Consider the following 26,311-nt stretch of genomic DNA (forward strand, 5'->3'; position numbering starts at 1 on the left):
GTAGGGGAATAGAAAAGGGTGCTGTCTCTTCTGGAGTTGACTAAGTTTTTGGTCCGACTTGTACGAAAGGACTCTCCATATGCCACGCAGAGCATGCGTCTCGATGCCTGGCGTATCCTTGCGTTCAGTTCTATGGGGCAACGAGGCATATTTGTTCCGAACGGTGATAGCTTGAATGGGTGGAAGCCATGGTGATGAAGAGGTTGATGAGCTTGGATGAAATGGAGCCAATCGCTAAGGAGGCTACGCGTCTGGCGTTAAGTGAGTATCCGGAACCGTCGAAAGAGGATCAGTCCAATTGGACGCTAGGGAAATTCGAAACTGAGGGCGAGGGCGTGTTTGAAATATACATACCTTCCGAGCAGCCGTTGGACGCAAAGGTGATTAGTCGATCCCGAGTTGATCGCAAGACTGGGGCGGTCAACGTCGAGGTCTTCCTGAAGAGTTAGGCTCTGTACGAAAAGGAATGTTGCAAACACGGCATAGCACAAGCTAACGAGACCATCGCAGCATAACTTTTCGCGAGCTTGTCGAGGCGTGTGACGATGCAGCGGCTTTCTTTCAGCCAGCCGAACATGTGTTCGATGATGTTTCGCGGCCGGTATTTTGGCCGATACAACAAGCTAGGCAGGCCGGGCTTGGTTTTGCATTTCATGGGCCGCAGAGGGATTATCGGCTGCATCCGGTAACGGTCACAGTAGCGACTCAGAGCTTCAGCATTGTAGGTTCTGGGGATCCCTTAGGAACAGACCACGTTTTTCGGTAATCGTGGTCTATCCCCGGTTTCCTTTACAGAAATTTGTCTAGCGGCACAAAATATGAACGATCTATTGCGAGTGAGAGCGATGTCAAAAATCTTATCTATATTTCTAAACGTCATTAAGATGTCTTGTCCGCCGCTCGCGTTGTCTGGCTGTTTTCTGATGCCGGACTTGGAACAGGTTTTTGTAGACGAGCTACGTATTAAGAATAATCAGGAAACGCCAATAATTTATTGCAATGAGTTTGATGCTACGAGCTGTTTTAAGGTGATCCAGAGTGGCGGAACCGAGAGTGTAATGTTCTATTCGCATGTCGATAGTGACGAAGAAAACTCAGAGGCATTCGACCGTCAAAAAATTAAGATCTGTGGAAAGGTCCTCGATATCAAGATGATTCGCACCGTGTCCCCAGTGGTCAAGTATGACAAAGCCCATTCAGAGATCATCATTAACAGAGCGGTAAGCGATAAATTTTGTCAATAGGGGAGGACATGGGGATAAACCCTGAGGGCTTAGTGTCCCCGGTTTCCGCTGGTCGATTGGAGATCCAAGATGAGCACCGTCGTACCGTAGCCGCTAAGAAAGCAGGTTTGAATAAAATTTCGGTTCTTGTATGGGAGTGATGTCATGAAGGGGAAATATCAGGCCGCTTTCATTCTTCCTGAAGGGGCAAGAAAAGAGTTGGGTCAGGATGGATGGGAGTTTGAGACGAGCAATCGTTTGCCGTTAGAGTTTAAAGAATGTCTGATTGATAGCTTGGGGTTGAGCTTTCTGAGTGAAAAACTTGAGATCGAAATTTATTCAGGTTTTGAGTTGGAGGTTTCTTTTTTCTACGATGTTGATCAGCAAATTGAGTTTGTTTATATAAAAGTTTATGGCGATGGATGGCCTAGCACTCTAAGTGTAATCAGGGATCTAAAATTGGCCGGGGCATGGGAACTGTTTGTTCCCGATAAAAAAGGAGAAACGGGGACAGACCACGTTTTCTGATGAAATTGAAGCAATGATCGGGCGGGGAGCTCAGTGAGGCCGACCGGGGCACCCGGAAAGCGATGCTGTCTTGGTTTGGAAACGTAGTCTGTCTCCGTTTTTTCCTTAGGTAGAGGCGTAAAGGTGGCGATAGTTTTTATTATTCCTTTTCATGTTCGACCGCTTGAGTCGTCAATCATGCCGTCCGATTTTTCTGGGGCATATGTAAGTTGCTATGCGTCTGGAATTGATTATGTTGATGCTACTCAGAAAGCGCTAAAGCGGCTCTCTGATGATGGTCTGTATCCAATTGAAATTTTGGAGCCAATCCATGAGATGAACTCTGGAGACTGGTTCGAACACATAAAAGAGCAGTGGGTAGATCACTTTGAGTCTATGCCAACGCAGCTTGAGTTTGAAGAGGCGATGCAGAACAACAAAGTGGTATATGGGCCTTTTGGTTCATATTCCTAGCAGTGGAGCTTCTGGAGGTAGTAGTTTTTTTGCTTCATCCATCTGCTGATTAATTACAAGTGAATTGATCTTGTGGGCCAGTGGTGTTACGTCAGTAATCCGCTGAATCCATTCTTCGGTATATAAAAGGACGGCCTCTTGGCTGAGGCCTATCTGGATGGCGCGATACGGCAGTGGTTGCAGTAGTAGATTGCGCTCTGGGTCCCACTGAACACGTACCGAGGAGCGGCTTTTGAGTTGTTTCCATTCCTCGTGGCTCATGTTAGGTTCAGAATGGCTAGAGCAGCTATGTGCCAGTGCCCACTCGAAACCTTCGCGGGTTATGTCGATGGCAAGGATGCGTTTTTGGCCTTCGTCCTTGAATCCCCAACCGGCGCGATACATCATCCACAGAAATGATGGCTTAATCCACGTCATGCGCTCCATTTTAAAGGGAGGCGAAACAAACGTTCCGCGTGTTAACGCACTGTCGGCAATAGCATCGGAATAGGCTTGATAAACACGAATGGTTTTATCGTCATAAACAGCGCGGATTTGTTGGAGAGCGGTTTGATACATTGTTTTTTCCTCGCTGTAAGTCATCGGTTTGAAAGGTCTTTTTATGAGGGCGCCGCGGATGAAGGGAGCGGTCGTGCATGATCAGCCAAGGATACTCCTATGGAGAAAGCCTGAAGACCCCTCGGCTGGGAATGGGGCCTCTCTACGGTAAACCAAGGAACCACCACCATTCGTTCCCGCCAGGCAGGAAAAATGGAAGTAGGCCGCATTTTCTGATGAAATTGAAGCAAAGATTGGACGGCGAGCTCAACGAGGCCGTCCGGGGCGCCTGGGAAAGCGATTACTGTCTTAATTTAGAAAACGTGGTCTATCTCCGTTTCCCCCCGGCTGCCTAACCAGAGTCTCAAAAATAGGATGGAAAAAATGTCTCCGTTCAAGATACTGATTGGGTTGGGTTTGATGAGTTGGTCGACACTTGTTTTTGGGTTTAGAAGGGGGTGGGTAAAGAGAGAGGACATTTTTGATTACGCTGTCAATCAGCTTGTGAGTGGCAGTCATGCTAGTAATGAGAATGTCGCTATCATTGCCGGGGGGGAGGATTTAAGTGATGATGAGCTTATTGGTCTGATTTCAACGTTAGAGAGCACAAGTAGGGCTTCAGACGTAGATAAGTGGCGACTGGGATTCTTATTATGGATAGAAGCATTAGATGGCTCTTACGAAGAGAAGATAAATTTCCTTCAGGAAGCTTATGCGGATTTTGACTACCCAGAGGATATGTCTTCTTGCAGCTTATATTCTCAAGATGAGATTCCTCCGCTTTTAGCAATGCGTGATGTTGTGGCTGCATTGAAAGAACGGTTTTTGCTTGGGAGAAGCGGGGCAGACCACGTTCTCTGATGAAGTTGAAGCAATTATCGGACGGAGAACTCAGCGAGGCCGGCCGGGAGGTGCAGCGCAGCGATTGCTGTCTTGGTTTTTGGAAATGTGGTCTGTCGCCGTTTACTCGCAAAAACTGGTGAAATGAATTTGATGAAATACTACGAAGCCGATAGCGTTAGGATAAAATTTGACCGATTAATTGCGAGTGAGAGCGATGTCAAGAATTTTATTTGTATCTCTAAGCGTCCTTAGAATATTGGGTTTGCCGCTGGTGTTGTCTGGTTGTTTTCTGGCACAGAACTTGGAGGAACAAGTTTTTTTATACGAGTTGCGCATTGTAAATAAACTTGCAGTGCCAATAGCTTACTGTGAAGACTTCGAAGCTGCGTCTTGTCCTAACGTGGTCCAGAGTGGAGGAAGCGAGCGAGAAATTTTCAGTTCGCATGTCGAAAATCGCACTGATGAAGAGACGCTAAGGTCATTCAATCGCCAAAAGATCAAGATCTGTGGGAAGCTCGTTGAACTCAAGCTAATCAGCTCAGTTTCACCGGTAGTCAAGCATGACAAAGATCATTTCGAGATCATCATCGACACTTCGGTGAGCGATACGTTTTGCCAGTCGGAGGTATCAGGATAACGGGGGACAAATCCTGAGGGATCACCATAAATCTGCTCCAATACCTGTGCCTCTTGATGTACCCCTGCTCGCAACGCGTGCTCAAGCCTCTCAAAGGTGCTTCGAGAATTTGAGCTGCGTCCGCAAAACGTGTCTGTCCCTGATGGACTGCGAGCATTGGGGCTCGTGTAGGAAACTTCTGAAAATCCCACCAAAAGCACTATTCTATTCCTAAGCCTCTCGCCGAAGGTTTTCTGTCGCGTTACGCTCTGGATGTCGCTGCACATTCAGCGACCGGGCTTGGTAACCCGGTGGAATAAGGCGTAACAGTGCACAGACAGGATTGCAGGCTTTCAGGCCTGCGATTTTGTTTTATGGCAGCTGTGCGTGGGACGTCTTCTGACGTGCCGGTTCCTTGATTCCCCGGTTTACCAACCTGCGCACAGCTGCCACCCATTCGCTTGGTAACGGATGCGGCAGCTCTTCGAATCAAGGGAGTTGAACAATGCATATCAATAGATCAAAAAAACGGCCTCATCTGCTCCGCAGCTCTGTATCGCGGTCCTGCTGCATCTCAGTCAGTGGAGATCGCAAATGACCGAACGATCAGAAGCAAAAACCGTCGGCCACACCCCATTTCATTATTGCTCCGACCGTCCGCTGTTCCGCGTTAACGGCGGTGTCCCGTTAACGAAGTAACGAAGGTAGGACTGAAAAATATGGCCTTTTACATTGAAATGGACAAGATTGCTGATACCGAGGAGTACGTTGACTACTCTTTTGGGCGGGGTGCGGATGTTGGTGTTCTTAGGCTAAACAAAGTGCGGGGAACGCTAACGGTACTTGCTGCGTGCCCATTAGACCAAGACGGAGAATGGATGCAGAGGGCAAGCATGAAATTAGCGAGGCTCTGGAAGGAAGGTATATATCCTGAAAAAACTCAATGGGCCTCGTAAGTCAGGGGGCGCGGGGGCAGCCTATGAGGGGGGCGATTTATTTACTGAAATCAAGAAGTTGGAATTTCTGCAAAGACCTGCAAGAGTCGGTAGCCGTGTATCGCTGGCAAACCGTTTTTTTGCAGAGCGGGAGTTGGCGAGTTTGTTTGCGAAGACGTCTGCACATTCAGCATCGAGGCGAACTGATCCACCGCTTTCGCGAGCAGGCTCGCTCCCACATGGGGGCTGTGCCAGTCGAGAAACCGAGGTTCACCGCCGATCCAGTGTGGGAGCGGGCTTGCTCGCGAAGGTATCGGCACATTCAGCATCGATGTTAGCTGATCCGCCGCTTTCGCGAGCAAGCCCGCTCCCACAGGGCCTCAGCCCAAATCCCCAGCCGCATGCCGCTCCGGCACCTGGCTCGCTTCATCGCCCCACGTGCGGTTGACCCGCTGCCCACGCTTTACGGCCGGGCGCTTGGCGATCTCTTCCGCCCAGCGCTGCACATGGGTGTACTCGTGAGCACTCAGGAATTCGGCGGCGCCGTACACGTTGTTGCGCACCAGTTGCCCATACCAGGGCCAGACCGCGATGTCGGCGATGGTGTAGTCATTGCCGGCCAGGTAGTGGCTTTCGCCAAGGCGGCGGTCCAGGACGTCGAGTTGGCGCTTGGCTTCCATGGTGAAGCGATTGATCGGGTATTCGAGTTTCTCCGGCGCGTAGGCGTAGAAATGCCCGAAGCCACCGCCCAGGTACGGTGCAGAGCCCATCTGCCAGAACAGCCAGTTCAAGGTTTCGGTGCGACCTGCCGGGTCGGTGGGCAGGAGGGCGCCGAATTTTTCCGCCAGGTAAAGCAGGATCGAGCCGGACTCGAAGACACGGATGGCGGGTTCCACGCTGCGGTCCAGCAGGGCCGGGATCTTGGAGTTGGGGTTGATCTCGACAAAGCCGCTGGAGAACTGATCGCCCTCGTTGATGCGGATCAGCCAGGCGTCGTACTCCGCGCCCGCATGACCCAGCGCCAGCAGCTCCTCCAGCAGGATGGTCACCTTCACGCCGTTGGGCGTGGCCAGGGAGTAGAGCTGCAGCGGGTGCTTGCCAACCGGCAAGGTTTTGTCATGGGTCGGCCCGGCGACAGGGCGGTTGATGCTGGCGAAATGGCCGCCAGACGGGGCGTCGTTTTTCCAGACCTTGGGCGGAACGTAGGACGCTTTACTCATCGGGACATACCTCATCGTTGCTTGCGGTGTGATCCCCCAGAGTCTACCGCTGTTCGTTCATGATTCGTGCGACTTCACCGGACGCCTTGAGTTTTTCGAAAGCGAGTTGGGCCTTGGCGACCACGTCATCCGGCGTGCTCAGGCTGAAGGCCAAGTGGACTCTGTGGGGTTGTTCGTCGAGGGTATAGACCTCTTCCAGCGAAGTGAAATCCACCTGGGCATCCTTGCTCATCAGGCGCGCGGTATTCTCCGGCATCGGCAGTAACTGGATCTGGCGATTCAGCAGTTTTTCAAAGTTGTCGTGGTTGTTGGCCGAGATGACCAGCCGGGTGAATCCACGTTGTTGCAGGTAGATCTGCTTGGCGTCGTTTCGCACCACGCCGATGCTGTACTGCTTGGCTTCTTCGAGGCTGTTGACGGCGATGTCTTTATTGTCGCGCAATTTATAGAGCCGGCTCGCCACGCGATGTATTTCACCCACCCATTTGAATAATTGTTCGCGGGCCGGGGTGCGGTCCAGCGGGAAGATCAGCACGTTGGGCTCGTGCAGCGCCTTTTCGTAGGCCCGGGCCCATGGGTACAGCGACAGGCTGTAATCGGTGAGCTGCGCGCTTTTCAGCGTTTCTTCGGCGATGCGAATGCCCGGCCCGATGACCTTGTCGTCACGCTGATGGGCGTACAGGGAGTCTTCGGTCACGACTTCGATCGTGTCGGCGTGGCTGTGCAGGCTGATCGAGGCGAGTAGCAAGCACGAGCAGAGTATCAGGCGATAGTGCATAGATAGACCTCATGGCGCGCGAGAGTAATTACAGGGCGACGCGGTCGCGTCCCTGGTGTTTGGCCCGGTACAGCGCCTGGTCGGCGCGTTGCAACAGTTGATCGAAATGGTCCATGGTCTGCGTGTCCAACTCGGCGACGCCGATGCTCACGGTGACGAAAGGTGAAACCTTGGAACCGCTGTGGGGCAGCTCACGTTCCGCCAGGCTGGCGCGCAAGCGTTGGGCGGCTTCGCAGGCTTGGGCCGCGTCGACGTTGGGCAGGACCACGACGAACTCTTCGCCGCCTACGCGGGCGGTCAGTTCGCCTGAGCGGCCGAACACAGTGCGCAGGGTTTCGGCGATCTCTTTCAGGCACAGGTCGCCCTGCATGTGGCCGTAGGTGTCGTTGTAGATCTTGAAGAAATCGACGTCGCACATGAGCACGGCCAGCGGGGTGTTGTGGCGGATCGCCCGGCGAAACTCGATCTCCTTCAATTCGTCGAAATAGCGACGGTTGGCCAGGCCCGTCAAGGCATCGTGACGGGACAGCGCTTCAAGCGACTGGTTCGCCGCCTTCAGTTCCGCGGTGCGTGCCTCGACCAGTTCGGCCATTTGATCGCGGCTGGCGGCCAAGGCCAGTTCGTCCGAGTGTTGGCGTTCGAGGTGCGCGCGCAGATTGTCCTGGAGTTCATTGACCTGGAACTCGAGCAGGCTCAGTTCGTCCTGGCGCTGCACCGCTCGTTGCAGCTTGAGATGATGCTTGAGGGTGTGCGGCGCGAGTTCACCCAGATGACGGGCGATATGCACCACATGCACGGTCACCAGGCGGTTGAACATGGTCATGACCAACCCAGCCAGCAGCAAGGACTGGATGAGCTGGGTGATGACGATGCCGCGTGCTTCGCTCCAGAGGCGCTCCCACAGCAGGTTATTGTCGCCTTCAATGGTCAGCTCACCGACTTTTTCATGGGCCCCGGCGTAGGGGTGGGCGATAAGCTGGCGATGCAGCACCGGCACCACGCCCGATTGATCGACGGTGTAGCGCTTGAGTTCGATGACTTCCGGCGCTTGTCCCGGGCGCAAGATGTTCAACACCACGCGACCCACGGGAGCGGCCGCGGCGACGCTGGTGATTTGCTGGTCGAGAGATTCACGATCCAGTTCCCAAATGGCGTAGGCCAGGGTGTTCTGGAAGACCTGATCGATCAGGGCCAATTCCGAATTCATGTCCGCCAGGTTGTTTTCCCAGGCCTGCCAGGTGCGCCAGGTCACCATGGCCAGGGTAAAGACCAGGCAGAACAACAGCGTTGCCAGCACTAGGCGCCGGCCCAGGGAACTGAACGCCTTGGTCGCTGGTGGCAGGGAGGACGTCGTGCGGAAAGGGTCACCCATGTCATAACCATTTGCGCAGGATGGCGTCGTAGACCCCGTTGCGCCGGATGGTTTCAAGGCCGACGCGGAACTTCTCCACGGTTTCGGCCGGCGTCTTGCGGCTGAACGCCATGTTCAGGCCGTCCGGGCTGCTCAGTTCGGGTAGCGCCAGGGAGCGGATCAGCACCTTGTCCGGGTCTTCGCCGTTCTGGCGCGTCAGGTACAGCGCGTTGAGCTCATTGGAAATCCACAGCTCCACGTGATCGACCTTGAGCTTGCGGTAGTTGTGTTCGTACTTGGTGCTCGACTGCAAGTCTTCGCCGATGCGAAAGCCTTTCGAGACCAGGTACTGCTCGCCCACGTCCTGATTGACCGTGGCGATCTGATGACCATGGGCATCGGCCAGCGAGTTGAGTTTTACCGGCCGGTCTGCCAGGGAATAGATGTACCACTGCGTCGGGCCAATGGTGCCGACCCACTGGAAAAGCGATTGCCGTGCAGGCGTGCGGACGATCGAATAGATCAGCACATTGCTTTCATTGAGCGCCATTTCGTAGGCTCGGGCCCAGGGCATGGGCTGGATGGGTGCGTCCATGCCGACTTCCTTGAGCACGGCCTGGACCACCTCGGTGCTCATGCCGGTCACGCGCCCGTCCTGCGTCATGTTGTAGGGCGGCAACTCCTCCGTCACGATGCGCAGCGGTGTCTCTGCCGCGCAAGCGCTTGCAGCGAGGAACATCAGGACGCCCCACATCAGCAGGCGATTCAGCGGCAAACCCATTGATCATTACCCTATGCAACTGGCAGAGCCCGGCAAGGCCAGGGGCTATCATTGATAGGGTTATCGGCTGGGCTGGCGCCGGCTTGAATCCGGCCTGTCGGAACCGCAAGCCCAGCCGATGGGGGGCGGTAAATACCCAGGGGAAAGCTTTTGTGGGAGCGGGCTTGCTCGCGAACGCAGACTGTCAGCCAACGATGATGTTGAAACTGATAATGCCTTCGCGAGCAAGCCCGCTCCCACGGGGTTGCGCAGTCTTTTTTGGGATGGGCTCACGCCACATCAACGCAAGGTAACGCCCTCAGGCCTTGACCCAACGCTGGCGACTCCAACCGCTTAACGTATCGACGGCCAACACCAGCAACAGCATCGCCAGAATCACCGTGCTGCCTTGGGCTTCCTGGAACAGGCTGAGGCTGACGTAGAGCATTTGCCCCAAGCCCCCGGCACCGACGAAGCCGAGCACGCTGGCCATGCGGATATTGTTTTCCCAGCGATACAGGACATAGGCCAGCAGTTGCGGCAGGAGATTGGGCAGCGTGCCGTAACAGAACGCCAACACGGCGTTGCCGCCTTGCAGGCGGATGGCGTCGGCAGGTTCGGAGGGGGTATTTTCCAGGGCTTCGGCGAACAGCCGGCCGAGCACGCCGGTGGTGTGCAGGGCCAAGGCCAGGGTGCCGGCATTCGGGCCAAGCCCGGCGGCCAGGACCATCAGCGCGGCCCACACCAGTTCTGGAACGGCACGCAAGGCGTTGAGCACCAGGCGCGATGCGCTCTGCAGGGGCCAGCCAAAGCGCCCGGCTGCCGGCAAGGCCAACAGCAGGCCGAACACCGCTGCGAGCAGGGTGCCCAGGGCCGACATGGCCAGGGTTTCCAGGGCGCCGTGACCGATCGCCTTCAAATGGGCCGGGCTCAGGTCTGGACTGAAGAAACGCTGCGCATAAGCGCCCATCTGGTGCAGATTGCGACTGTCGCCGAGTTCGCCCAGGTCGATGCCGAGGTAAACGAACGAGGCGATGACCGCCGCGCCGAGGCACAGGACAATGGCCGCGTTGATCAGGCGATTCATGCCAGCCTCCAGCGCAGCAGGCGGCTGAGTTGATCGGCGAGCAGCACCAGTGCCAGGAATGTCAGCAGCAGGCTGGCCACTTCGCCGCCGGCGAACATGCGCAGCGACAGGTCCATCTGCTGGCCCAGGCCCCCGGCACCGACGAAACCCATCACCACCGAGGCGCGGATCGCGCACTCCCAGCGATACACCGTGTACGACAACAGTTCCGCCGCGACATTGGGCAGGATCCCGTAGCAGAAGGCGGCGAGTCGGCTGCTGCCGGACTGCAAGAGTGCGTGGGCCGGACGCTGGTCGACCGATTCGTAGATTTCCGCGTAGACCTTGCCCAGCATGCCGCTGTAGGTAATCGCGATCGCCAGTACGCCGGCCGTGGGGCCGAGGCCGACGGCGCGGACGAAGAGCAGTGCCCAGACGATTTCCGGGACGCTGCGCAAGAAGATCAACAGGCCGCGTACCGGCCAGCGCAGCAGTTGGCCCCAATAGCCAGGGTGGCCGGCACGGGAGGCCGCCGACAGTGACAGGGCGCGGCTGGCCAGCAGGCTCGCGGGCACCGCCAGCAGCAACGCCAGGGCCATGCCCGCCGTGGCGATGGCCAGCGTCTGCAAGGTGGCCTGCCACAGCAGTTCAACGAATTCGTCGCCATGGGCGGGCGGCCAGAACGCCGCGACAAAGCGGCCCATCTCGCTCTGGCTGTCACTCGCGACCAATACGCTGAGGTCCAATTCGCTGAACCGGATGCCCGGCCACAGCAGCACAAGGGCCAGCAGGCTGAGCAGCAGGCGAGGGCGGGTGGCGGGGTCTCGGGTATCGCGTGTCAGCATCGGGGGATCTGCACGCTCAAGGTAGTAGGGGGCGTTGGTGAAGGCTGCAGTTGATCGTTGGCGTAGAGCGTGTCGAGCAGCGGACGGTCGACCGCCTCGGTGGGCAGGTCGAACAGGATCTGCCCCTCACGCAGGCCAATGACCCGGGAAAAATGCGCCAAGGCCAGTTCCACCGCGTGCAGGCTGGCGACCAGGGTCACGTTGTGTTCCCGGGCATGCTGGCAAAGCACCGAAAGCGTATGTTCGGCCAATACCGGGTCCATGGCCGAAACCGGCTCGTCGGCCAGCAACACCTCCGGCGCCTGGTACAACACCCGGGCGATGCCCACGCGTTGCAGTTGACCGCCGGACAGTTGCTGGCATTGCGCGAACAGTTTGTCGCCCAGGTCCAGCCGGGCCAATGCCGCCCTGGCGCCGGGAATGTCCAGCGGGTGCAGCAGATTCAACAGGCTTTTACCGATGCCCCACTGACCGAGCTTTCCGGCCAGGACCGCCGTGACCACCCTTTGGCGTGGCGGCAGGGGCGGCGCTTGGTGGATCAGGCCGATGCGCGCGCGCAAGCGCTGCCGCTGACGGGCAGGCAGCTGCCAGGCACGCTCGCCGAGCAGCTGCACCTCGCCGTTGCCCGGGCGCAGGGCGGTGGCCAGCAGATTGAGCAGGCTCGACTTGCCGGCACCGGACGGGCCGATGACCGCGACCTGTTCGCCGGCGCCGATGTGCAAGTCGATGCCTCGCAACGCCTGGACGCCGTTGGCATGGGTCACGCTGACCTGGGTCAGTTGCAGGGTCATTTGAGCAGTTCGGCGGCGCGCGCGGCTTCCTCGATGCCCTTGTAGTTCTCAGGCTTGGTTTCGATGAAGCGGCTGGCGGCTTGCAGGTCGAGGATTTCCTTGTCCTTCGGGTTGGCCGGATCGAGGGCCAGGAAGGCCGCCTTGATCTTGGCCGCCAACGCCGGGTCGAGGGTTCCGCGCACGGTCCAGTTGTAGTCGAAGTAGGTGGGGGTGGTGGCGAACACCTTGACCTTGGCCGTGTCTACCTTGCCGGCCGCGACCAGTTTTTCCCAGACGCTGGCGTTTAGCACCCCGGCGTCTACCTTGCCGGCCTGGACCCAGGCGACGGTGGCGTCATGGGCGCCCGAATAACCCACGCGGCTGAAGTAGGTTTCCGGCTTGATGCCGTCCTGGAGCATGAAATAGCGCGGCATGAGGCTGCCGGACGTCGACGACACCGAACCAAAGGCGAAACTCTTGCCTTTGAGGTCGGCCAGGGATTTGACGGCAGGGTCGGCGGTGATGAATTTACTGGTGAACTGGGCGTCCTGTTCGCGCTGGACCAGGGGGATGGCGTTGCCGGTTTTCAGGCGCGCCTGTACGAAGGTGAAGCCACCCAGCCAGGCCATGTCGATCCGGTCGGTGGCCAGCGCCTCGACTACGGCCGGGTAGTCGCTCACGGGGACGAACTCGACCTTCATGCCGGTCTGCTGTTCCAGGTAAGCCCCCAGTGGCTTGAACTTGCGCAGCAGCTCGGTCGGGGCTTCGTCGGGAATCGCGCTGACTTTCAGGGTGTCGGCGGCCTGCGCTAGCCAACTGCAAAACGACAGGGCAACACCAGCGGCCAACGCCAAGGACGGCTTGAGCATGAAGGATCTCCGATACAGGAAGGCAAGGAAATATTGAAGCGTCAGCCCACAGGGGTGGTACGCCGTTCTGTGAGGGTAGACGAAGGAAAGGGATGTTAACCGTTTCTGGCTATGAACTCACCCAGCCCACAGGGGAATTGGGCCAGACATCAATACTCGCAGCGCCTCGGAACAGTGTGGGAGCGAGCCTGCTCGCGAAGGCGTCCGGACAGTTGAATGGATGTTGGCTGATGCACCGCTTTCGCGAGCAAGCCCGCTCCCACAGGGGAATTGGGCCAGACATCAATACTCCGCAGCGCCTCGGAACAGTGTGGGAGCGAGCCTGCTCGCGAAGGCGTCCGGACAGTTGAATGGATGTTGGCTGATGCACCGCTTTCGCGAGCAGGCTCGCTCCCACAGGGGAATTGGGCCAGACATCAATACTCGCAGCGCCTCGGAACAGTGTGGGAGCGGGCTTGCTCGCGAAGGCGTCCGGACAGTTGAATGGATGTTGGCTGATGCACCGCTTTCGCGAGCAAGCCCGCTCCCACAGGGGAAATTGGGCCAGGCATCAATAGTGGCAGCGCCTCGGAACAGTGTGGGAGCGAGCCTGCTCGCGAAGGCGTCCGGTCAGTTGAATGGATGTTGGCTGGCACACCACTATCGCGAGCAGGCTCGCTCCCACATAGATATGTGACGGCAGGAGGTGAACAAGCCGATGCCGGGCGTCCCTGCCAGGCGGGTCTCAATAGACCAGGGGCACGATCAGCTCCGGTGGCGTCGGGCTGCGGGAATAGTCTTCCTGCCGTTCCCGCTGCGGCAGCTCGATGGTCGGCAGTTCCACTTCTTCATAGGGCATTTGCCCCAGCAGGTGATGGATGCAGTTGAGCCGGGCCTTTTTCTTGTCGTCGGCGTGCACCACCCACCAGGGGGCCTCGGCGATGTGCGTGCGCTCAAGCATGATTTCCTTGGCCTTGGTATAGGCCTCCCAGCGCCGACGGGACTCCAGGTCCATGGGGCTGAGCTTCCATTGCTTGAGCGGGTCATGAATGCGGCTGAGAAAGCGCAGGTGCTGTTCCTGGTCGGAAATGGAGAACCAGTACTTGATCAGCTGGATGCCGGAGCGGGCGAGCATCCGCTCGAATTCCGGCACGGTACGGAAGAACTCTTCGTACTGGTCGTCGGTGCAGAAGCCCATGACCTGTTCGACCCCGGCGCGGTTGTACCAGCTGCGGTCGAACAGCACGATCTCACCCGCCGCCGGCAGGTGCGAGACGTAGCGCTGGAAATACCATTGAGTCCGTTCACGGTCGTTGGGGGCGGGCAGGGCGGCAACGCGACACACCCGGGGATTGAGCCGCTGGGTAATGCGCTTGATTACGCCACCCTTGCCGGCGGCGTCCCGTCCTTCGAACAGGATCACGACCTTGTGCCCAGTCTTGACCACCCAGCTTTGCAGCTTCACCAGTTCGCCCTGGAGGCGGAACAGTTCGCTGAAATACAGTCGGCGGCTTTCCTTTTCGCTGCTTTGCGGGGCGTGTTCATCGAACAGGGCGTTCAGGTCATGCCCGTCTTCGGACAATTCCAGCTCCAGTTCTTCGTCACTGTGATCGAGCAACTCGCGGTGGATGCGCTGTACCAAGGTGTCCTGGGTTGAAAGCATGGTGGAGAACTCGGTCGTGGAGGCGCGATCCACGCTATCTGCAGTTTGTTACATAGTAGTGACGTCATCTACGCTTCATGAGTTTGTCGTTGGCTAAAACAGGGAGTGTCATCCAGGTGTCATCGAACGCGTGGCAGGATCCTCGCAAATCATTGTGGGATGCTCGGCAGCGCTTGTGCCTGCTGGCTGATGAATCAAGGAATACCGCTATGAAAGGCGACGCCCCCCTGTTCGCGGCCATTGACCTGGGTTCCAACGCCTTTCGCCTGATGATTGGTCAGTCGGTCAGGCGCAATCGACAGAGGGTGATCCAGGAAGTGAAAACCTTGCGCGAGCCGGTCCGATTGGCCGAGGGCTTGCAGGCCGGGGCGCTGGACGAGCTGGCGCTGGATCGAGGCTGGCAGGCCCTGGCCCGATTCGGCAAGAAACTGCGCGGCTTTGAAGCCGGGCGAGTGCGGGCGGTGGCGACCAGTGCCGTGCGCGAAGCGGCCAATGCCCAGCTGTTCCTGGCCAGTGCCGAGCGGCACCTGGGGTTTCGGATCGACGTGCTGTCGGGGCATGAAGAGGCCCGGCTGGTGTATGCCGGCGTGGCCCATACGGTGCCCGGCGTTGAACAGACGCGATTGGTGGTGGACATCGGCGGTGGCTCGACCGAACTGATCTTGGGGCAGGGCGCCCAACCGCTGTTGACGGAGAGCATTGCCATTGGCAGTGGCACCTTTGGCGCGCGTTACTTTCCGGGCGGACGCATCACCGCTCAGGCGCTGCTGGAGGCTGAACGCGTAGCCGTCCTGCAGTTTGAAGCAGTGGCGGCGCATTATCGCGCGCAGGGCTGGCAGCAAGTGATCGGCTCATCCGGTACGGCGCGGATGTTGGCCAAGGTGCTCAAGGCCAATGGCCTCAACGACTTCGGACAAGGCGGCATCACCTACGGCGGGTTGCTGCGCCTGTCGCTGCGGCTGCTGGAAGTCGGGCATGTCGATCAACTCAGGTTGGCCGGCTTGCAACGCCATCGCCTGGGCATCTTGCCCGGTGGCCTGGCGATCATGCTGGCGGCGTTCAAGGTCTTCGGTATTACAGGCATGCTCGCTAGCGAAGCGGGCCTCAGGTTCGGTGTGCTCCATGGCCTGATGTATAAAAGCTGATCACGGACGGTTAACCCGCCGTGCCGCTTATCCGTGACGGCTCAAGGTCGAGCGTCAGCGCTTTTTGATTATCCCTTCGTTGCCAGATCCAGCCTCTTGTCGCCTGGGCGGCCGGTACGTCCGGTTATCGCAAAGCGTCGGCCTGGATCAGGATGATTGCGCGAACGGGGCTTTTCGCTCTTTCGATCTGCAGTCAGTGAAGGCACAATGCGCATCCTTTTTTGGCTCGCCTTGCCCGGAGGCCTCGAAAATGATCAAAACGCCGTACTACCTCATCGACAAACAAAAGCTGCTGGCGAACATGCAGAAGATCGCCTATGTGCGTGAGCAGTCCGGGGCCAAGGCCTTGCTGGCGCTCAAGTGCTTCGCCACCTGGTCGGTGTTCGACCTGATGCAGCAGTACATGGACGGCACCACCTCGTCGTCGCTTTACGAGCTCAAGCTCGGCCGGCAGAAATTCGCCGGCGAGACCCATGCCTACAGCGTGGCCTGGGCCGACGATGAGATCGAGGAGATGCTCGCCAACTGCGACAAGATCATCTTCAACTCCATCGGCCAATTGCAGCGCTACACCGAAGCGTCCGCCGGCAAGGTCCGTGGCTTGCGGGTCAATCCGCAGGTGAGCAGCTCCGATTACCTGCTGGCCGACCCGGCGCGACCGTTCAGTCGCCTGGGCGAGTGGGATCCGGTGAAGATCGAGCAGGTCATCGAGCACATCTCCGGCTTCATGTTCCACAACAACTGCGAGAACGGCGATTTCGGCCTGTTCGACCAGATGCTGGGCACTATCGAAGAACGCTTTGGTCACTTGCTGCATAAGGTCGAGTGGGTCAGCCTCGGTGGCGGCATCCATTTCACCGGCGAGGGCTACGCCCTGGACGCCTTTTGCGCACGGCTCAAGGCCTTCTCGCAAAAGTATGGCGTGCAGGTCTACCTGGAGCCGGGCGAGGCCGCGATCACCCAGAGCGCGTCGCTGGAAGTCACCGTGCTCGATACGCTCTACAACGGCAAGCACCTGGCCGTGGTGGACAGCTCCATCGAGGCGCACATGCTCGATCTGCTGATCTATCGCCTGGACGCCAAGCTGGCACCGAGCGAGGGCGAACACACCTACATGGTGTGCGGCAAATCCTGTCTGGCCGGAGACATCTTTGGCGAGTACAAATTCGATCGTCCGTTGTCCATCGGCGATCGGCTGTCGTTCATCGACGCAGCGGGCTACACCATGGTCAAGAAAAACTGGTTCAACGGCCTGAAGATGCCGTCCATCGTTGTGAAGCAACTCGACGGCAGCGTCGAGGTGGTTCGCGAGTTTGTTTACGACGACTACTTGTCCAGCCTCTCTTGAGCTGGCGGAAGGAGAAATAAAGAAATTGAAGAAGAACGTACTTATCATTGGTGCAGGAGGTGTCGCCAAGGTGGTGGCCCACAAGTGCGCGCAGCACAACGACGAACTCGGTCGTATTGCTATCGCGTCGCGCAACATCTCCAAATGCCAGGCCATCATCGACAGCGTCAAGGCCAAGGGTAGCCTCAAGCAACCCGCCGACATCAAGGCCTTTGCACTGAACGCTCTGGATGTCGAAGCGACCAAGGCGCTGATTCGCGAAACCGAGTCGCAGATCGTCATCAACGTCGGCTCTGCCTTTCTCAACATGTCGGTGCTGCGTGCCTGCATCGATACCGGCGTGGCCTACCTGGACACCGCCATCCACGAAGAACCGGGCAAGGTCTGCGAGACGCCGCCCTGGTACGGCAACTACGAGTGGAACCATCTCCAGGAGTGCCAGGAGAAGAACATCACCGCCATTCTCGGCGTAGGCTTCGACCCGGGTGTGGTCAATGCCTATGCGGCACTGGCGCAACAACAGCATTTCGACCGCATTGATTCGATCGACATTCTCGACGTCAATGCCGGCTCCCATGGCAAATATTTCGCCACCAATTTCGACCCGGAAATCAATTTCCGCGAATTCACCGGACAGGTGTGGAGCTGGCAGGACAGCCAGTGGACCAGCAACACCATGTTCGAAGTCAAGCGCACCGACGACCTGCCAGTCGTAGGCTCGCAGAACCTGTACCTGACCGGTCACGACGAAGTGCACTCGCTGTCGAAGAACCTCGACGTGCCCAACGTGCGTTTCTGGATGAGCTTCGGCGAGCACTACATCAATGTGTTCACCGTGCTCAAGAACCTTGGCCTGCTCTCCGAACAACCGGTCAAGACCGCCGAAGGCCTGGAAGTCGTGCCGCTGAAAGTGGTCAAGGCCGTGCTGCCTGACCCGAGCTCGCTGGCGCCGGGCTACACCGGCAAGACCTGCATCGGCGACCTGGTCAAGGGCACCAAGGATGGCCAGCCGCGCGAGATGTTCATCTACAACGTAGCCGACCACGAGGATGCCTACGCCGAAACCGACAGCCAGGGCATTTCCTACACCGCCGGCGTGCCACCCGTGGCCGCAGCCTTGCTGGTGGCCCGTGGCGAGTGGGACGTGCAGCGCATGGTCAACGTCGAGGAGCTGCCTGCCGAGGCGTTCCTCGAGGCGCTGGATGTGATGGGCTTGCCGACGCGCATTAAGGACGAGCATGGAGACCGTCCCTGGAACCAGAACGCCTGAAGGATACCAGGCAGGTTCCGCTTTGGCTTCTTCGATAGAAACTGCGGAATCGCTCTGGATTCTGCAGGCGATTGAAGCAGGCGACTCACCACCGCGTGAAGCCCTGGCCATCTGAGGAAGCCTTGAAGAAATGCTCCGTATCGAAAGGTACGGAGCATTTTTCGTTTATACCCCCATCAAATAAATAACCTTGTGGCGAGGGGATTTATCCCCGCTGGGCTGCGCAGCAGCCCCAACAAAGGCTGAATGCGGTCAACCTGAAACATCACAGTGTCTAATTTTAGGTCCGCTCCGCGGCCCAGCGGGGATAAATCCCCTCGCCACATAGTCCCTGCGCAGCGGCCCTCGCCTACAACCAGTACCGCAAGCCAAGCATCACGGTCTGGGCGTTGTACTCCGTTTGCACATCGCCCTGGGGCAGGCCCTGGATGTCGCCGAAGTGCGCTTCGCCGGTCTTGAAGTAGCGATAGTCCAGGGACATGGACCAATGCTCGCTGAGTTCATAAGCGACCCCGGCGCCGAGTTGCCAAGCCGAGACGGTGTCGCGATGGGTGTCGCCGAACTCGACGCCGCCAGCTTCCAGGCCGGTGATGGTCAGCACGGCGTAGCCCAGGCCACCGCCTACATAAGGTGTGAAGCGGCTCAAGGGGGCCGGCAGGTTCGAGATGTCATACCAGAGGTTGGCCATGAGGCTGGTGGCTTCCTGTTCGCCTTTGCCCTCGATGCTGGTGCCGCCTTCGTAGACCCGGTTATTGAACTGGTCCATGGTGTTGCGGCGGTAGCTCAGCTCCACCTCGGGCCGTAGCCCGACCGGGAACCGCCAGCCCAGTGCCAGCCCGGTAGCGTAGCCCGAGTGCAGCGGTTGATTGTATTCCATCTCGACGAAGTCGAGGTTGTTCTGGGTCAGGTCCTGATTAGAGACCCAGTTCACGCCACCCATGGCACTGACATAAGGGCCAAGTGTGTCGGCGAAGGTCGATGCTGGGGCGATGACACCCAGGCCAACGATGCCCATGACAAGATACTGGGTGTTTTTTTGTAGGTTCATGCTAGATCCGAAATGTGCTGTTATCGATAAGTAGGCGAAGCGAGTCCGGGAAGGCGCGTTCAGCGCGCCTCCTGCCGGGAGGTATTCATACGAGGTGCAAAGGCGTCGCGGTTTTCTCGTGTCCTGGTGCGCCGATGGCCCGTTGTTCAGCCAGCGTGCACAGGTTGTCCAGTGCCGTGGTCATCGCTGCGGTCAACGCTTTGCGCAGCAGCCCGCGGTAGAGGAAGCTCAGCGGGCCGGAAATCTTCGCGCTATGGATGACATGGGTTTCATCGGGAGAAATCCTGCGCATCTGGTGATCGAATTCGAGGTCGATCCACAGCAGCCGTGCGCTGTTGCGATAGCTTTCGTGCAGGCTCACGGCTTCCAGTTTCAGTGGCATGTTCAAGCCATTCTTGAGCACACACTTGCCGCGCGTCCCCACCTGGAACGGGCCGTCGAGTTGACACTGGCGGACGTCGGTATCCCATAGCGGCGCTTCTGCAAAATTGCTCCAGATCTTCCAGATTTCAGAAGGGGGCGATTTGATTATGACTTGCACGTTGACGTCGTTCACGGTGACACCTTGGTTGTGGGGGGCACGGTCATGCGGGGTGGCAGATCCATTCAATGCTCAGGCTGCCGGTGCGGATTGACTCAGCACCTGGGCGGTAATGCTGGCTTGTCCGATTTTTTCGCCCCGGTTGAACAGGTCGATGTAGATGCGGTTGGTCTTGAAGGCCTGGAGCGCAGCGTCAAAACCGACCTGCGGCGCCAAGGACAGCGGGCTGTTCCTGGGGATGGGACGATCCAGGGTGAAGCTCAAGGCCAGCAGGTTCATCGGGGTGTTGAGCGGGATGCGCAAATGGCTATGGGCGATCTGCATGTAGCACTGGCGAGCCACCTCGAGGAAATACACCATGGAATAGTGCTGGGGATCGCCTGCCTGGAAGAAGTGCTCCGGCGGCAGTTTCACCGTGTCCACGCTCAGGCCTTGGGCGACGCCACTCATGTCACTGACGATGACGTTTTCCGCCCGGGCCTTGTGCAACAGGGCCTTGTCGCGGCAGGGCGTGGCGGTGAAGTCGCTGGCCGGCGAGGTCTCGAACGCCGAGCTGTAGGCCATCCCGAGCACGCACGTGCACATTACTTTTCCGGCCTGCATGACCTTGGCATTGAACACCTGGGAATCTTCGCCTTGCTCCACATGCAGATCGACCGTGCCGTGCTTCTGTACGTAGTGCTGGAACTTGATCGTCAGGGTCTTGATGTAGGCGACCCGTCCGCTCAGTGGCGGCATGGCCAGTTCGAGCAATTGCAGCACCCCCTCCAGCAACAAGATGCCCGGGATGTGATCCAGCGGATGGTCAAAGAAGTACGGGTGCGCTTCATTCACCACCAGTTGGGCGTGCAGCGACTGAGGGCTGCGCCGGGCGTTGGTGATCACGCTATGTTCCGCGCTGCGCTGCCAGGGCGTCGGGCGCTGGGCGGTATCGCCACGGTGCAGGGCGAACAGGCTTTCCATGGCGCGCACCCGTACCCGCAGCCCGGAGAGCAGGGTACTGGTGAGCATGTCGCTGAGCTGTTGCACGTCGACGCCATCGTTCTGTGGCTCGCGGACCAGGCTGACAGGCGTGATGACCTGCTGCAGTTCCTGGGATGACGAATGGGCAAAGCGCAGCATGAACGGATGCTTGATGGGCGAGCTGGCCTCGGCTGTGGTCGGAGTCCACTGGCGAAGCCGTTCGGTAAACAGCCACATCACCGTCTTGCCGGCCTCACGCACCTCGATCACGCTATGGGTCGCGCCCTTCAACATCACCGCCAACAGGGTTTCGATACCACTGGCTTCAGCCAGGAAGCCGGTGATCTCCTGCAGTGATCCGCTGGCAGGCGTCGCAGCAGGCTGCAACTCACAGGCATCAACGTTCGGATAATCGCTCGGCGCTTTGCCCACCAACCGGCAAGCCGCTTCCAACGAGTCGGCGGCGTGGGCGAGGACTGCGGCGCGGATCACCAGCAACGGTTTGTCTGAGGCCTGCGGCTGATAGCGACGCACCGCCAGCAGCCCCAGTCCTTCACCCTGCTGGGTTTCGGTACGCCGGGCACGCTCGACCTCGATTTCACCGCTGAGAAAACGCCCGGCACCGAGCAGGAGGGTGGTGATGCCGTTGTCGAACCATTGCGGCGAAGCCAGCAAGGTTTGCCAGAACAGGCCCGCGGTGCCGACCAGGGTCTGATGGAAACCCTTGAAGTCAAAAATCTGCGCCGGGTAGCCGGACAGCATGTTCGGCAGCATGGTTGCCACGTCAGTCACTTCGACGCCCGGCGCCGCGCCTTGTGTCCGCGAAAAGAAGTTGTGGGCGCTGCTGTAGGCGTTGCTGAAGCGCTCGCCGCCCATGTTGCAGCACATGACCATCGCGGTGCCGGGCGAACCGGCCACGCCCGGCAAGCGTCGCAGCAAGTGGTTGACGCGATCGGTGATCAACAGTTTGAACGGGTCGACGTGGGCCAGCGGCTTGGGGCCCATGCCGAAGCCATCGATATCGATGACGTGGTCCTGGGCGAGGAATTTGCCCAGCAACGGCTGACCGGGCGCCGGGGTGTAATCGACGAAGCGCCCATAAGGGAACACGACCGAAGGCGCCGCCGGTTGGTCAAGTTGCTGCTGGAATGCCTGCAACGAACGGTGGCTGCCCAGCGCGGCCTCAGCCTCGACGATGGCAAGGTCCAGCATCACCACGCCGCAGGTGTTGGCGGGGGCTGCGGCAGGCCGCTCGTTGGGAACGTATTCATCCACCACCAGGTGAGCGTTGGCGCCGCCAAAACCGAAACTGGAGATGCCAATCCGGATCGCCGACTGACGCGCCTCCAGAGGATGTACCTGCTGGGTGGCGAGTCGCAGGCAGGTGGCGTCGACCTTTGTGCTGGGGCGATAGCCCGGCTGCGGGGGAATGCCTTTGTGGCGCAATATCATCAGGGCCTTGGCGAGCGAAGCGCCGCCGGCAGCGGCCAGGGGATGGCCGATGACCGACTTGATCGAACCGATGGTGATTTTCTCGCCGCCCGTGCGATGGGGCGCGAAGAAGCTGTCCAGCGACGCCAGTTCCGTCGCATCCCCCAGCGGTGTACCGGTGCCGTGGGTTTCGATGTAGTCCACGTCCCTTGGGTCAAGGCCGCGATAAGCACGTTGGTAAGCCGAGTATTGGGCCTGTTTGCCGGGGGCAAACACCGAGCCTTCGGCGCCGTCGGCGGACATGCCCAAGGCGCGCAAGACGCCCATTGGACGGCGCTGCGCGGTCAGGGCCTGGGCGAGCGGTTCGACCAGGAACGCAACGGCACATTCGCCCGGTACAATGCCGTCGGCGTCCTGGCCGAAGGCTTCCATCCGCGCCCGCGCGGAAAACGCCGTCAACTGCGAGAAGCCCAGGAACAGCGCCGGCGGCAGCACGGTGTTGAGGGCCATGACAATCGCGTTATCTGCCTGGCCGCTGTTAACCAGTGCCTGGGCCATGTCCAAGGCATAGGGGAACGAACTGCACGCGGTGTCCACCGATAGCGCCGGTCCACCCAAGGCAAAGGCCGCGGCCAGCGCCGCGACTTGTTCACCCGGGGTAAAGCCCAGCGGTGCATCGGGTTTTCCGGACATGCCGGTGACGAAATAGCTCTCGTCACTCCAGGAGGTTGCGACCACCAATGCCGTGCGTTCGCTACTCAGTGGCGAGCCCTGTGCGGCCAGTTGGCTGAACAGCGTCTGGAGCACTTTCTTGCCAATGGCGACCTGTCGTCCTTCGTGCCGTGACGGAGTCGAAGCGTCGTCAGTCAGGCAAAAAGCGCTGTCCAGGTAGGTGCGATCTTTCTCGCCGGCCTTGGTTGAATAGATCGACGCCTTGTCCACGTCCCAGCGTGTCGGCATCGATTCGATCGGTGCGACCTGCCCTTGGGAAAGCAACTGCCAAAGCGCTTCCGTTGACGGCGCTCCTGGAAACTCGCCCGCCATCGCGCTGAAGCAAAAATCGCCCGCTGTTGTTGCTGCGCCACTCATACCCTGTCTCCTGATCGCCAAACTGCTGGGTGACTGGTTCGTCACCCGGATTCCATTCCTGTTGCTCGTTGCTGGGCTCAGCTCAGTCTGGCCAGCAGCGACAAGGCATCCTGGGGCGTGCGACGGGACATCAACGCTTCACCGGCAAACTCGCTGGCCGAGCACTGTTGCGCCATGGAATGGCAGAGCGCCTCCCGAGCGAAGCCGTTGAGGCCCAGTTGGGCGAACGGCGTCTGGATATCGATGGACTGCGCGGCGTCCGGGATCAACGGCGACAGGGCGTTGAGCAGCAGGTTTTCCGCCTGCCCTTGAGTGGCGGCCGCGGCAGGTGAGGGCGTCGCTTGCGGTTGGGGATCGGCCAGGGCGGCTTGGATCAGGGCAATGGTTGCCTGCGGGAACTTGGCATTGGCCAGCTCGGAACTGTGAGCCTTGAGCTGTGGCCACAGGGCGACGACCGACTCGAGGAAATCCAGCTGCACGAGCGAATCCAGGCCCAGGCTTTCATAGCTTTGTGTCGGGTCGATCTGCTCAACCGTAAAGCCGGTGATCGCCGCGAGTTGGTCGAGTACCCAACCCTGGACATCCACCGCCGGCGCCTGTGGATCGGCTTCAAGTCGGGCCAGCAAGGCGGTCGGGGTAGGGGCATCGAAGAGCTGCGCGGTGAGCGCTTTCTTTTCCGGGAAGTGCTGGGCCAGGGACTCGAAAATATCCACCAGTCCCAGCGAGTCGATCCCCAGGCTCTCGAAGCTTTGATCGAAGTCGATCTGTTGTGCCTGGAAGCCGGTGACGGCGCTGATTTCGCCGCGCAACCATTGCCCGTAGCTGAGTGCCGATGTCTCTGCGACGGTTTCGGCGACGGGCATCGGGGCCAAGATGGTCGGTTTAGCGTGAACAGGCTCCAGCACTGCAACACTCTGGCTGACGGAGGTTTCGATCCCATGGGCATAAACGCCCTCGAGAACTTGTTGATGAGCATTGAAGTAATGGGCCGTGACGGTTTCGGCCTGTTCCAACACGCGCAGCAATATCGCTTCCTTGGCGACATTGGATTCGCACAATGACTCAATGATCTTTTCAGACAGAGAGAAATAGCTGTGGGCTATTCTCCCGTTGGACACGATGAATTCCTGCACCACATCGTTAAGTTGCAAACGCATCAGGTTCTCCTAACCAAGTCGGTCGATATTTCTATACAAAAGAAAGATCAAAAATCATGGCCCAGGACTGGGCCTTGTTTATATCAATGAAGCAAATTGGCTGTAGCCATGGCGCGACTTAAAGTTGGAGTTCCACTGCGTCGATCTCACAAGAAATGGTTTTTCTGGCGCCCTTGAGCAACCCGGACCTTACGTTCAGATAGGTCGCCAGCGTTATTGCATCGGCACCTTGGAAAGCGATGTAACCGTCAGGACGAATCAGCATCAACGTGCCTGCCTTAGCGTGGTAGCGCTTGTGCAGTCGCCAATCGGGATCCAGCAGTGTCGAGTGCCAGGAGGGCAGCCCGGCGCTGCTCAGGGCATCGATCACGCAATAAGCCTTGATGCCTGGGTAGTCCTTTTCCACCGACTCGGCCAAGGCGTAATGGCCCGGCAATAAAGGTGAAAACTGATCGGCCGCGCTGAAGATCAACAGCGTGAACGTTCCGTGGAACAGGTCGATCAAGTGTTTTGTGGGCAGCCCTTGCAGTTGCCACAACTCGACATCGGGTGCCAGTTGCCCGGCGCGAGGTGCTGCACTCGGGAACTCGGTTTTTTTACCTTTCTTGTTCCAGTTGTAGCGCTGTTTCTTCGTCAGCGATTCCTGGATGTAATCACTCTTTTCGTAGTGATACTGATGACCGGAAATCATTGACGGCAACTTACGCTGGACCTTTTTCCGTTTACTCAACAACGGCAGGACGTTGTCACGCAGCCAGACCAGGGCGCGCCGCCGGACGGTAATCAGCCCCGTCAACCGGTGGGCGGTGTTCTCGACTTCCAGGGCAACCGGATAACGCTCCTCGTTGTAACTGTCGAGCAAGGACGGATCCGCCAGGCCCTGATCGACATAGGCGATTTTCCAGGCCAGGTTATAGGCCTCGGAAACCCCCAGGTTCATCCATTGGCCACCGATGGGGCTGCCGATATGCGCCGAGTCCCCCAGCAGGAACACCGAGCCTTGTTGCATCGTTTGCACGCGGCGATGCTGGAACGAGGCGATGGTCGTCGAGGAAATATTGGACAACGTCATCTTCTGCCCACGTCCTTCGCACAGGCGCTGGAAGTTCTCCAGGCTCAGTGACGGACGCTCGCCTTCTGGCGGCAGGTTGTAGGGCATTTCGATGAACAGCCGATAACGGGACTGGGCGCTGATCGGCGCAACCGCCACGTAGCCGTCTTGTGCACCGAGGAAAAACGCGCCCTCATCCTGGCTGCCGGACCATTGGATATCGGCATCGGCGAGCATGAAGAAGCGGTCATAGGACGAACCTTCGAAGGTCATGTCCAGGCGTTTTCGGATGTTGCTGCGAGCGCCGTCACAGGCGGCCACCCAGCGACTGGCAAAGGTTTCGTCGGTGCCATCGGCATGCTTGAGCGTCATGCGCACCGAACCCGGCAGGTTTTCGATGTCCACCAGTTCGGTGTTCCACTCCACCTCCGCGCCCAGTTCCTTCAACCGCTCCAGGAGAATCTTCTCGGTTTGTGGCTGTGGCAGGCTCAAGAGCAGGGGGTAGGTCGCGTCCAGGTAGGAGAAGTTGTAGTTCAGCACTCGCTTGGCATTCGACTGCACGGAAAACTGGTTGATCGTGAAACCGTCGTGAATGGCTTGCTCGGCAACCCCCAGGTCTCGAAAGATCTCCAGGGTGCGGGAATGGATCGCCATCGCCTTGGTCGCGGTCGAGGGGCCGGCGTTCTTTTCAATGATGCGAAACGCCACGCCCCATTTTTTCAGCATGATTGCCAGGGACAGGCCGATGGGCCCGGCGCCGACGATCATGACGGTCGGGGCGCTGTCAGGGCGCTTGAAATGCTTGGGGGCCAAGTTGCTCAGCGTGTTCATC

At 58.8% G+C, this 26,311-nt stretch carries 22 protein-coding genes and 1 pseudogene; 7 read left to right on the forward strand and 16 right to left on the reverse strand.

From position 1 onward, the window contains the following. Positions 1-445: 445 nt before the first annotated feature. A pseudogene (locus tag HU715_RS06630) lies at positions 446-724 on the reverse strand (IS5/IS1182 family transposase); the annotation flags it as partial. A gap of 664 nt (positions 725-1,388) precedes the next feature. On the opposite strand from HU715_RS06630, the gene HU715_RS06635 reads away from it, so the two are divergent. After that, positions 1,389-1,751, forward strand: coding sequence for a hypothetical protein (locus tag HU715_RS06635; protein ID WP_186707359.1), 363 nt, complete (start codon positions 1,389-1,391; stop codon positions 1,749-1,751). Positions 1,752-1,928: 177 nt separating this feature from the next. Further along, on the forward strand, positions 1,929-2,204 hold the full coding sequence (locus HU715_RS06640; RefSeq protein WP_186707360.1) for a hypothetical protein: 276 nt from the start codon (positions 1,929-1,931) through the stop codon (positions 2,202-2,204). Here HU715_RS06640 and HU715_RS06645 read toward each other — a convergent pair. Beyond that, positions 2,193-2,786, reverse strand: a complete 594-nt coding sequence (locus tag HU715_RS06645) for a DUF4291 domain-containing protein (protein ID WP_225917565.1) — start codon at positions 2,784-2,786, stop codon at positions 2,193-2,195. The two genes, HU715_RS06640 and HU715_RS06645, sit on opposite strands and share 12 nt — an antisense overlap. 339 nt (positions 2,787-3,125) lie before the next feature. On the opposite strand from HU715_RS06645, the gene HU715_RS06650 reads away from it, so the two are divergent. After that, entirely contained in the window at positions 3,126-3,602 is a 477-nt protein-coding gene (locus tag HU715_RS06650; protein WP_186707361.1) for a DUF2247 family protein, read from the forward strand. 1,192 nt (positions 3,603-4,794) lie between these two features. After that, positions 4,795-4,899, forward strand: a complete 105-nt coding sequence (locus tag HU715_RS06655) for a DUF3077 domain-containing protein (RefSeq protein WP_186707362.1) — start codon at positions 4,795-4,797, stop codon at positions 4,897-4,899. Between the two features lie 616 nt (positions 4,900-5,515). Here HU715_RS06655 and yghU read toward each other — a convergent pair. The 9 genes from yghU to ppk2 form a co-directional block, all read right to left on the reverse strand. Further along, entirely contained in the window at positions 5,516-6,355 is an 840-nt protein-coding gene (yghU, locus tag HU715_RS06660) for a glutathione-dependent disulfide-bond oxidoreductase (protein ID WP_186707363.1), read from the reverse strand. A 43-nt stretch (positions 6,356-6,398) separates the two neighbouring features. Next, positions 6,399-7,133 carry a substrate-binding periplasmic protein gene (locus HU715_RS06665; protein ID WP_186707364.1) on the reverse strand — a complete coding sequence of 245 codons (735 nt, stop codon included), beginning with the start codon at positions 7,131-7,133 and terminating at the stop codon, positions 6,399-6,401. A 28-nt stretch (positions 7,134-7,161) separates the two neighbouring features. Next, positions 7,162-8,505: a GGDEF domain-containing protein gene (locus HU715_RS06670; protein ID WP_186707365.1), complete on the reverse strand. Its 1,344-nt coding sequence runs from the start codon at positions 8,503-8,505 to the stop codon at positions 7,162-7,164. 1 nt (position 8,506) lies between these two features. Further along, positions 8,507-9,265, reverse strand: coding sequence for a substrate-binding periplasmic protein (locus tag HU715_RS06675; RefSeq protein ID WP_186707366.1), 759 nt, complete (start codon positions 9,263-9,265; stop codon positions 8,507-8,509). Positions 9,266-9,563: 298 nt separating this feature from the next. Continuing rightward, on the reverse strand, positions 9,564-10,331 hold the full coding sequence (gene phnE / locus HU715_RS06680) for a phosphonate ABC transporter, permease protein PhnE (protein ID WP_186707367.1): 768 nt from the start codon (positions 10,329-10,331) through the stop codon (positions 9,564-9,566). Beyond that, the gene (phnE, locus tag HU715_RS06685; protein ID WP_186707368.1) at positions 10,328-11,155 is read right to left on the reverse strand and encodes a phosphonate ABC transporter, permease protein PhnE; all 828 of its coding nucleotides are present in this window, start codon (positions 11,153-11,155) and stop codon (positions 10,328-10,330) included. The genes phnE (HU715_RS06680) and phnE (HU715_RS06685) overlap by 4 nt, the downstream gene beginning before the upstream one ends. Next, entirely contained in the window at positions 11,149-11,946 is a 798-nt protein-coding gene (locus tag HU715_RS06690; protein ID WP_186707369.1) for a phosphonate ABC transporter ATP-binding protein, read from the reverse strand. Before HU715_RS06690 ends, phnE (HU715_RS06685) begins: the two co-directional genes overlap by 7 nt. Further along, positions 11,943-12,794 (reverse strand): putative selenate ABC transporter substrate-binding protein, encoded by an 852-nt coding sequence (locus HU715_RS06695; RefSeq protein WP_186707370.1) that lies wholly within the window; start codon positions 12,792-12,794, stop codon positions 11,943-11,945. The genes HU715_RS06690 and HU715_RS06695 overlap by 4 nt, the downstream gene beginning before the upstream one ends. A 724-nt stretch (positions 12,795-13,518) precedes the next feature. After that, positions 13,519-14,436 carry a polyphosphate kinase 2 gene (gene ppk2 / locus HU715_RS06700; RefSeq protein ID WP_186707371.1) on the reverse strand — a complete coding sequence of 306 codons (918 nt, stop codon included), beginning with the start codon at positions 14,434-14,436 and terminating at the stop codon, positions 13,519-13,521. 209 nt (positions 14,437-14,645) lie between these two features. On the opposite strand from ppk2, the gene HU715_RS06705 reads away from it, so the two are divergent. The 3 genes from HU715_RS06705 to HU715_RS06715 all read left to right on the forward strand — a co-directional run bounded on the left by HU715_RS06705 (position 14,646) and on the right by HU715_RS06715 (position 18,199). Next, the gene (locus tag HU715_RS06705; protein ID WP_186707372.1) at positions 14,646-15,581 is read left to right on the forward strand and encodes a Ppx/GppA family phosphatase; all 936 of its coding nucleotides are present in this window, start codon (positions 14,646-14,648) and stop codon (positions 15,579-15,581) included. Between the two features lie 250 nt (positions 15,582-15,831). After that, the gene (locus tag HU715_RS06710) at positions 15,832-16,929 is read left to right on the forward strand and encodes a carboxynorspermidine decarboxylase (protein WP_053122737.1); all 1,098 of its coding nucleotides are present in this window, start codon (positions 15,832-15,834) and stop codon (positions 16,927-16,929) included. A gap of 25 nt (positions 16,930-16,954) precedes the next feature. After that, a complete protein-coding gene (locus HU715_RS06715; protein WP_122565818.1) occupies positions 16,955-18,199 on the forward strand; it encodes a saccharopine dehydrogenase family protein in 1,245 nt (414 codons plus the stop codon). A 349-nt stretch (positions 18,200-18,548) separates the two neighbouring features. On the opposite strand, the gene HU715_RS06720 is transcribed toward HU715_RS06715, so the two are convergent. From HU715_RS06720 to HU715_RS06740, 5 genes are all read right to left on the reverse strand, one after another. Beyond that, entirely contained in the window at positions 18,549-19,247 is a 699-nt protein-coding gene (locus HU715_RS06720) for an outer membrane protein (protein ID WP_186707373.1), read from the reverse strand. Positions 19,248-19,332: 85 nt separating this feature from the next. Further along, positions 19,333-19,803, reverse strand: a complete 471-nt coding sequence (locus tag HU715_RS06725; protein ID WP_186707374.1) for an SRPBCC family protein — start codon at positions 19,801-19,803, stop codon at positions 19,333-19,335. Positions 19,804-19,860: 57 nt separating this feature from the next. Then, positions 19,861-23,271: a polyketide synthase family protein gene (locus tag HU715_RS06730; RefSeq protein WP_186707375.1), complete on the reverse strand. Its 3,411-nt coding sequence runs from the start codon at positions 23,269-23,271 to the stop codon at positions 19,861-19,863. A gap of 77 nt (positions 23,272-23,348) precedes the next feature. After that, entirely contained in the window at positions 23,349-24,428 is a 1,080-nt protein-coding gene (locus tag HU715_RS06735; RefSeq protein WP_186707376.1) for a phosphopantetheine-binding protein, read from the reverse strand. A 118-nt stretch (positions 24,429-24,546) separates the two neighbouring features. Further along, positions 24,547-26,310 (reverse strand): FAD-dependent monooxygenase, encoded by a 1,764-nt coding sequence (locus tag HU715_RS06740; protein ID WP_186707377.1) that lies wholly within the window; start codon positions 26,308-26,310, stop codon positions 24,547-24,549. Position 26,311: the final 1 nt, after the last annotated feature.

The sequence above is a fragment of the Pseudomonas zanjanensis genome (assembly GCF_014268745.2).
In the GTDB taxonomy this organism is placed as follows: Bacteria; Pseudomonadota; Gammaproteobacteria; order Pseudomonadales; family Pseudomonadaceae; genus Aquipseudomonas; species Aquipseudomonas zanjanensis.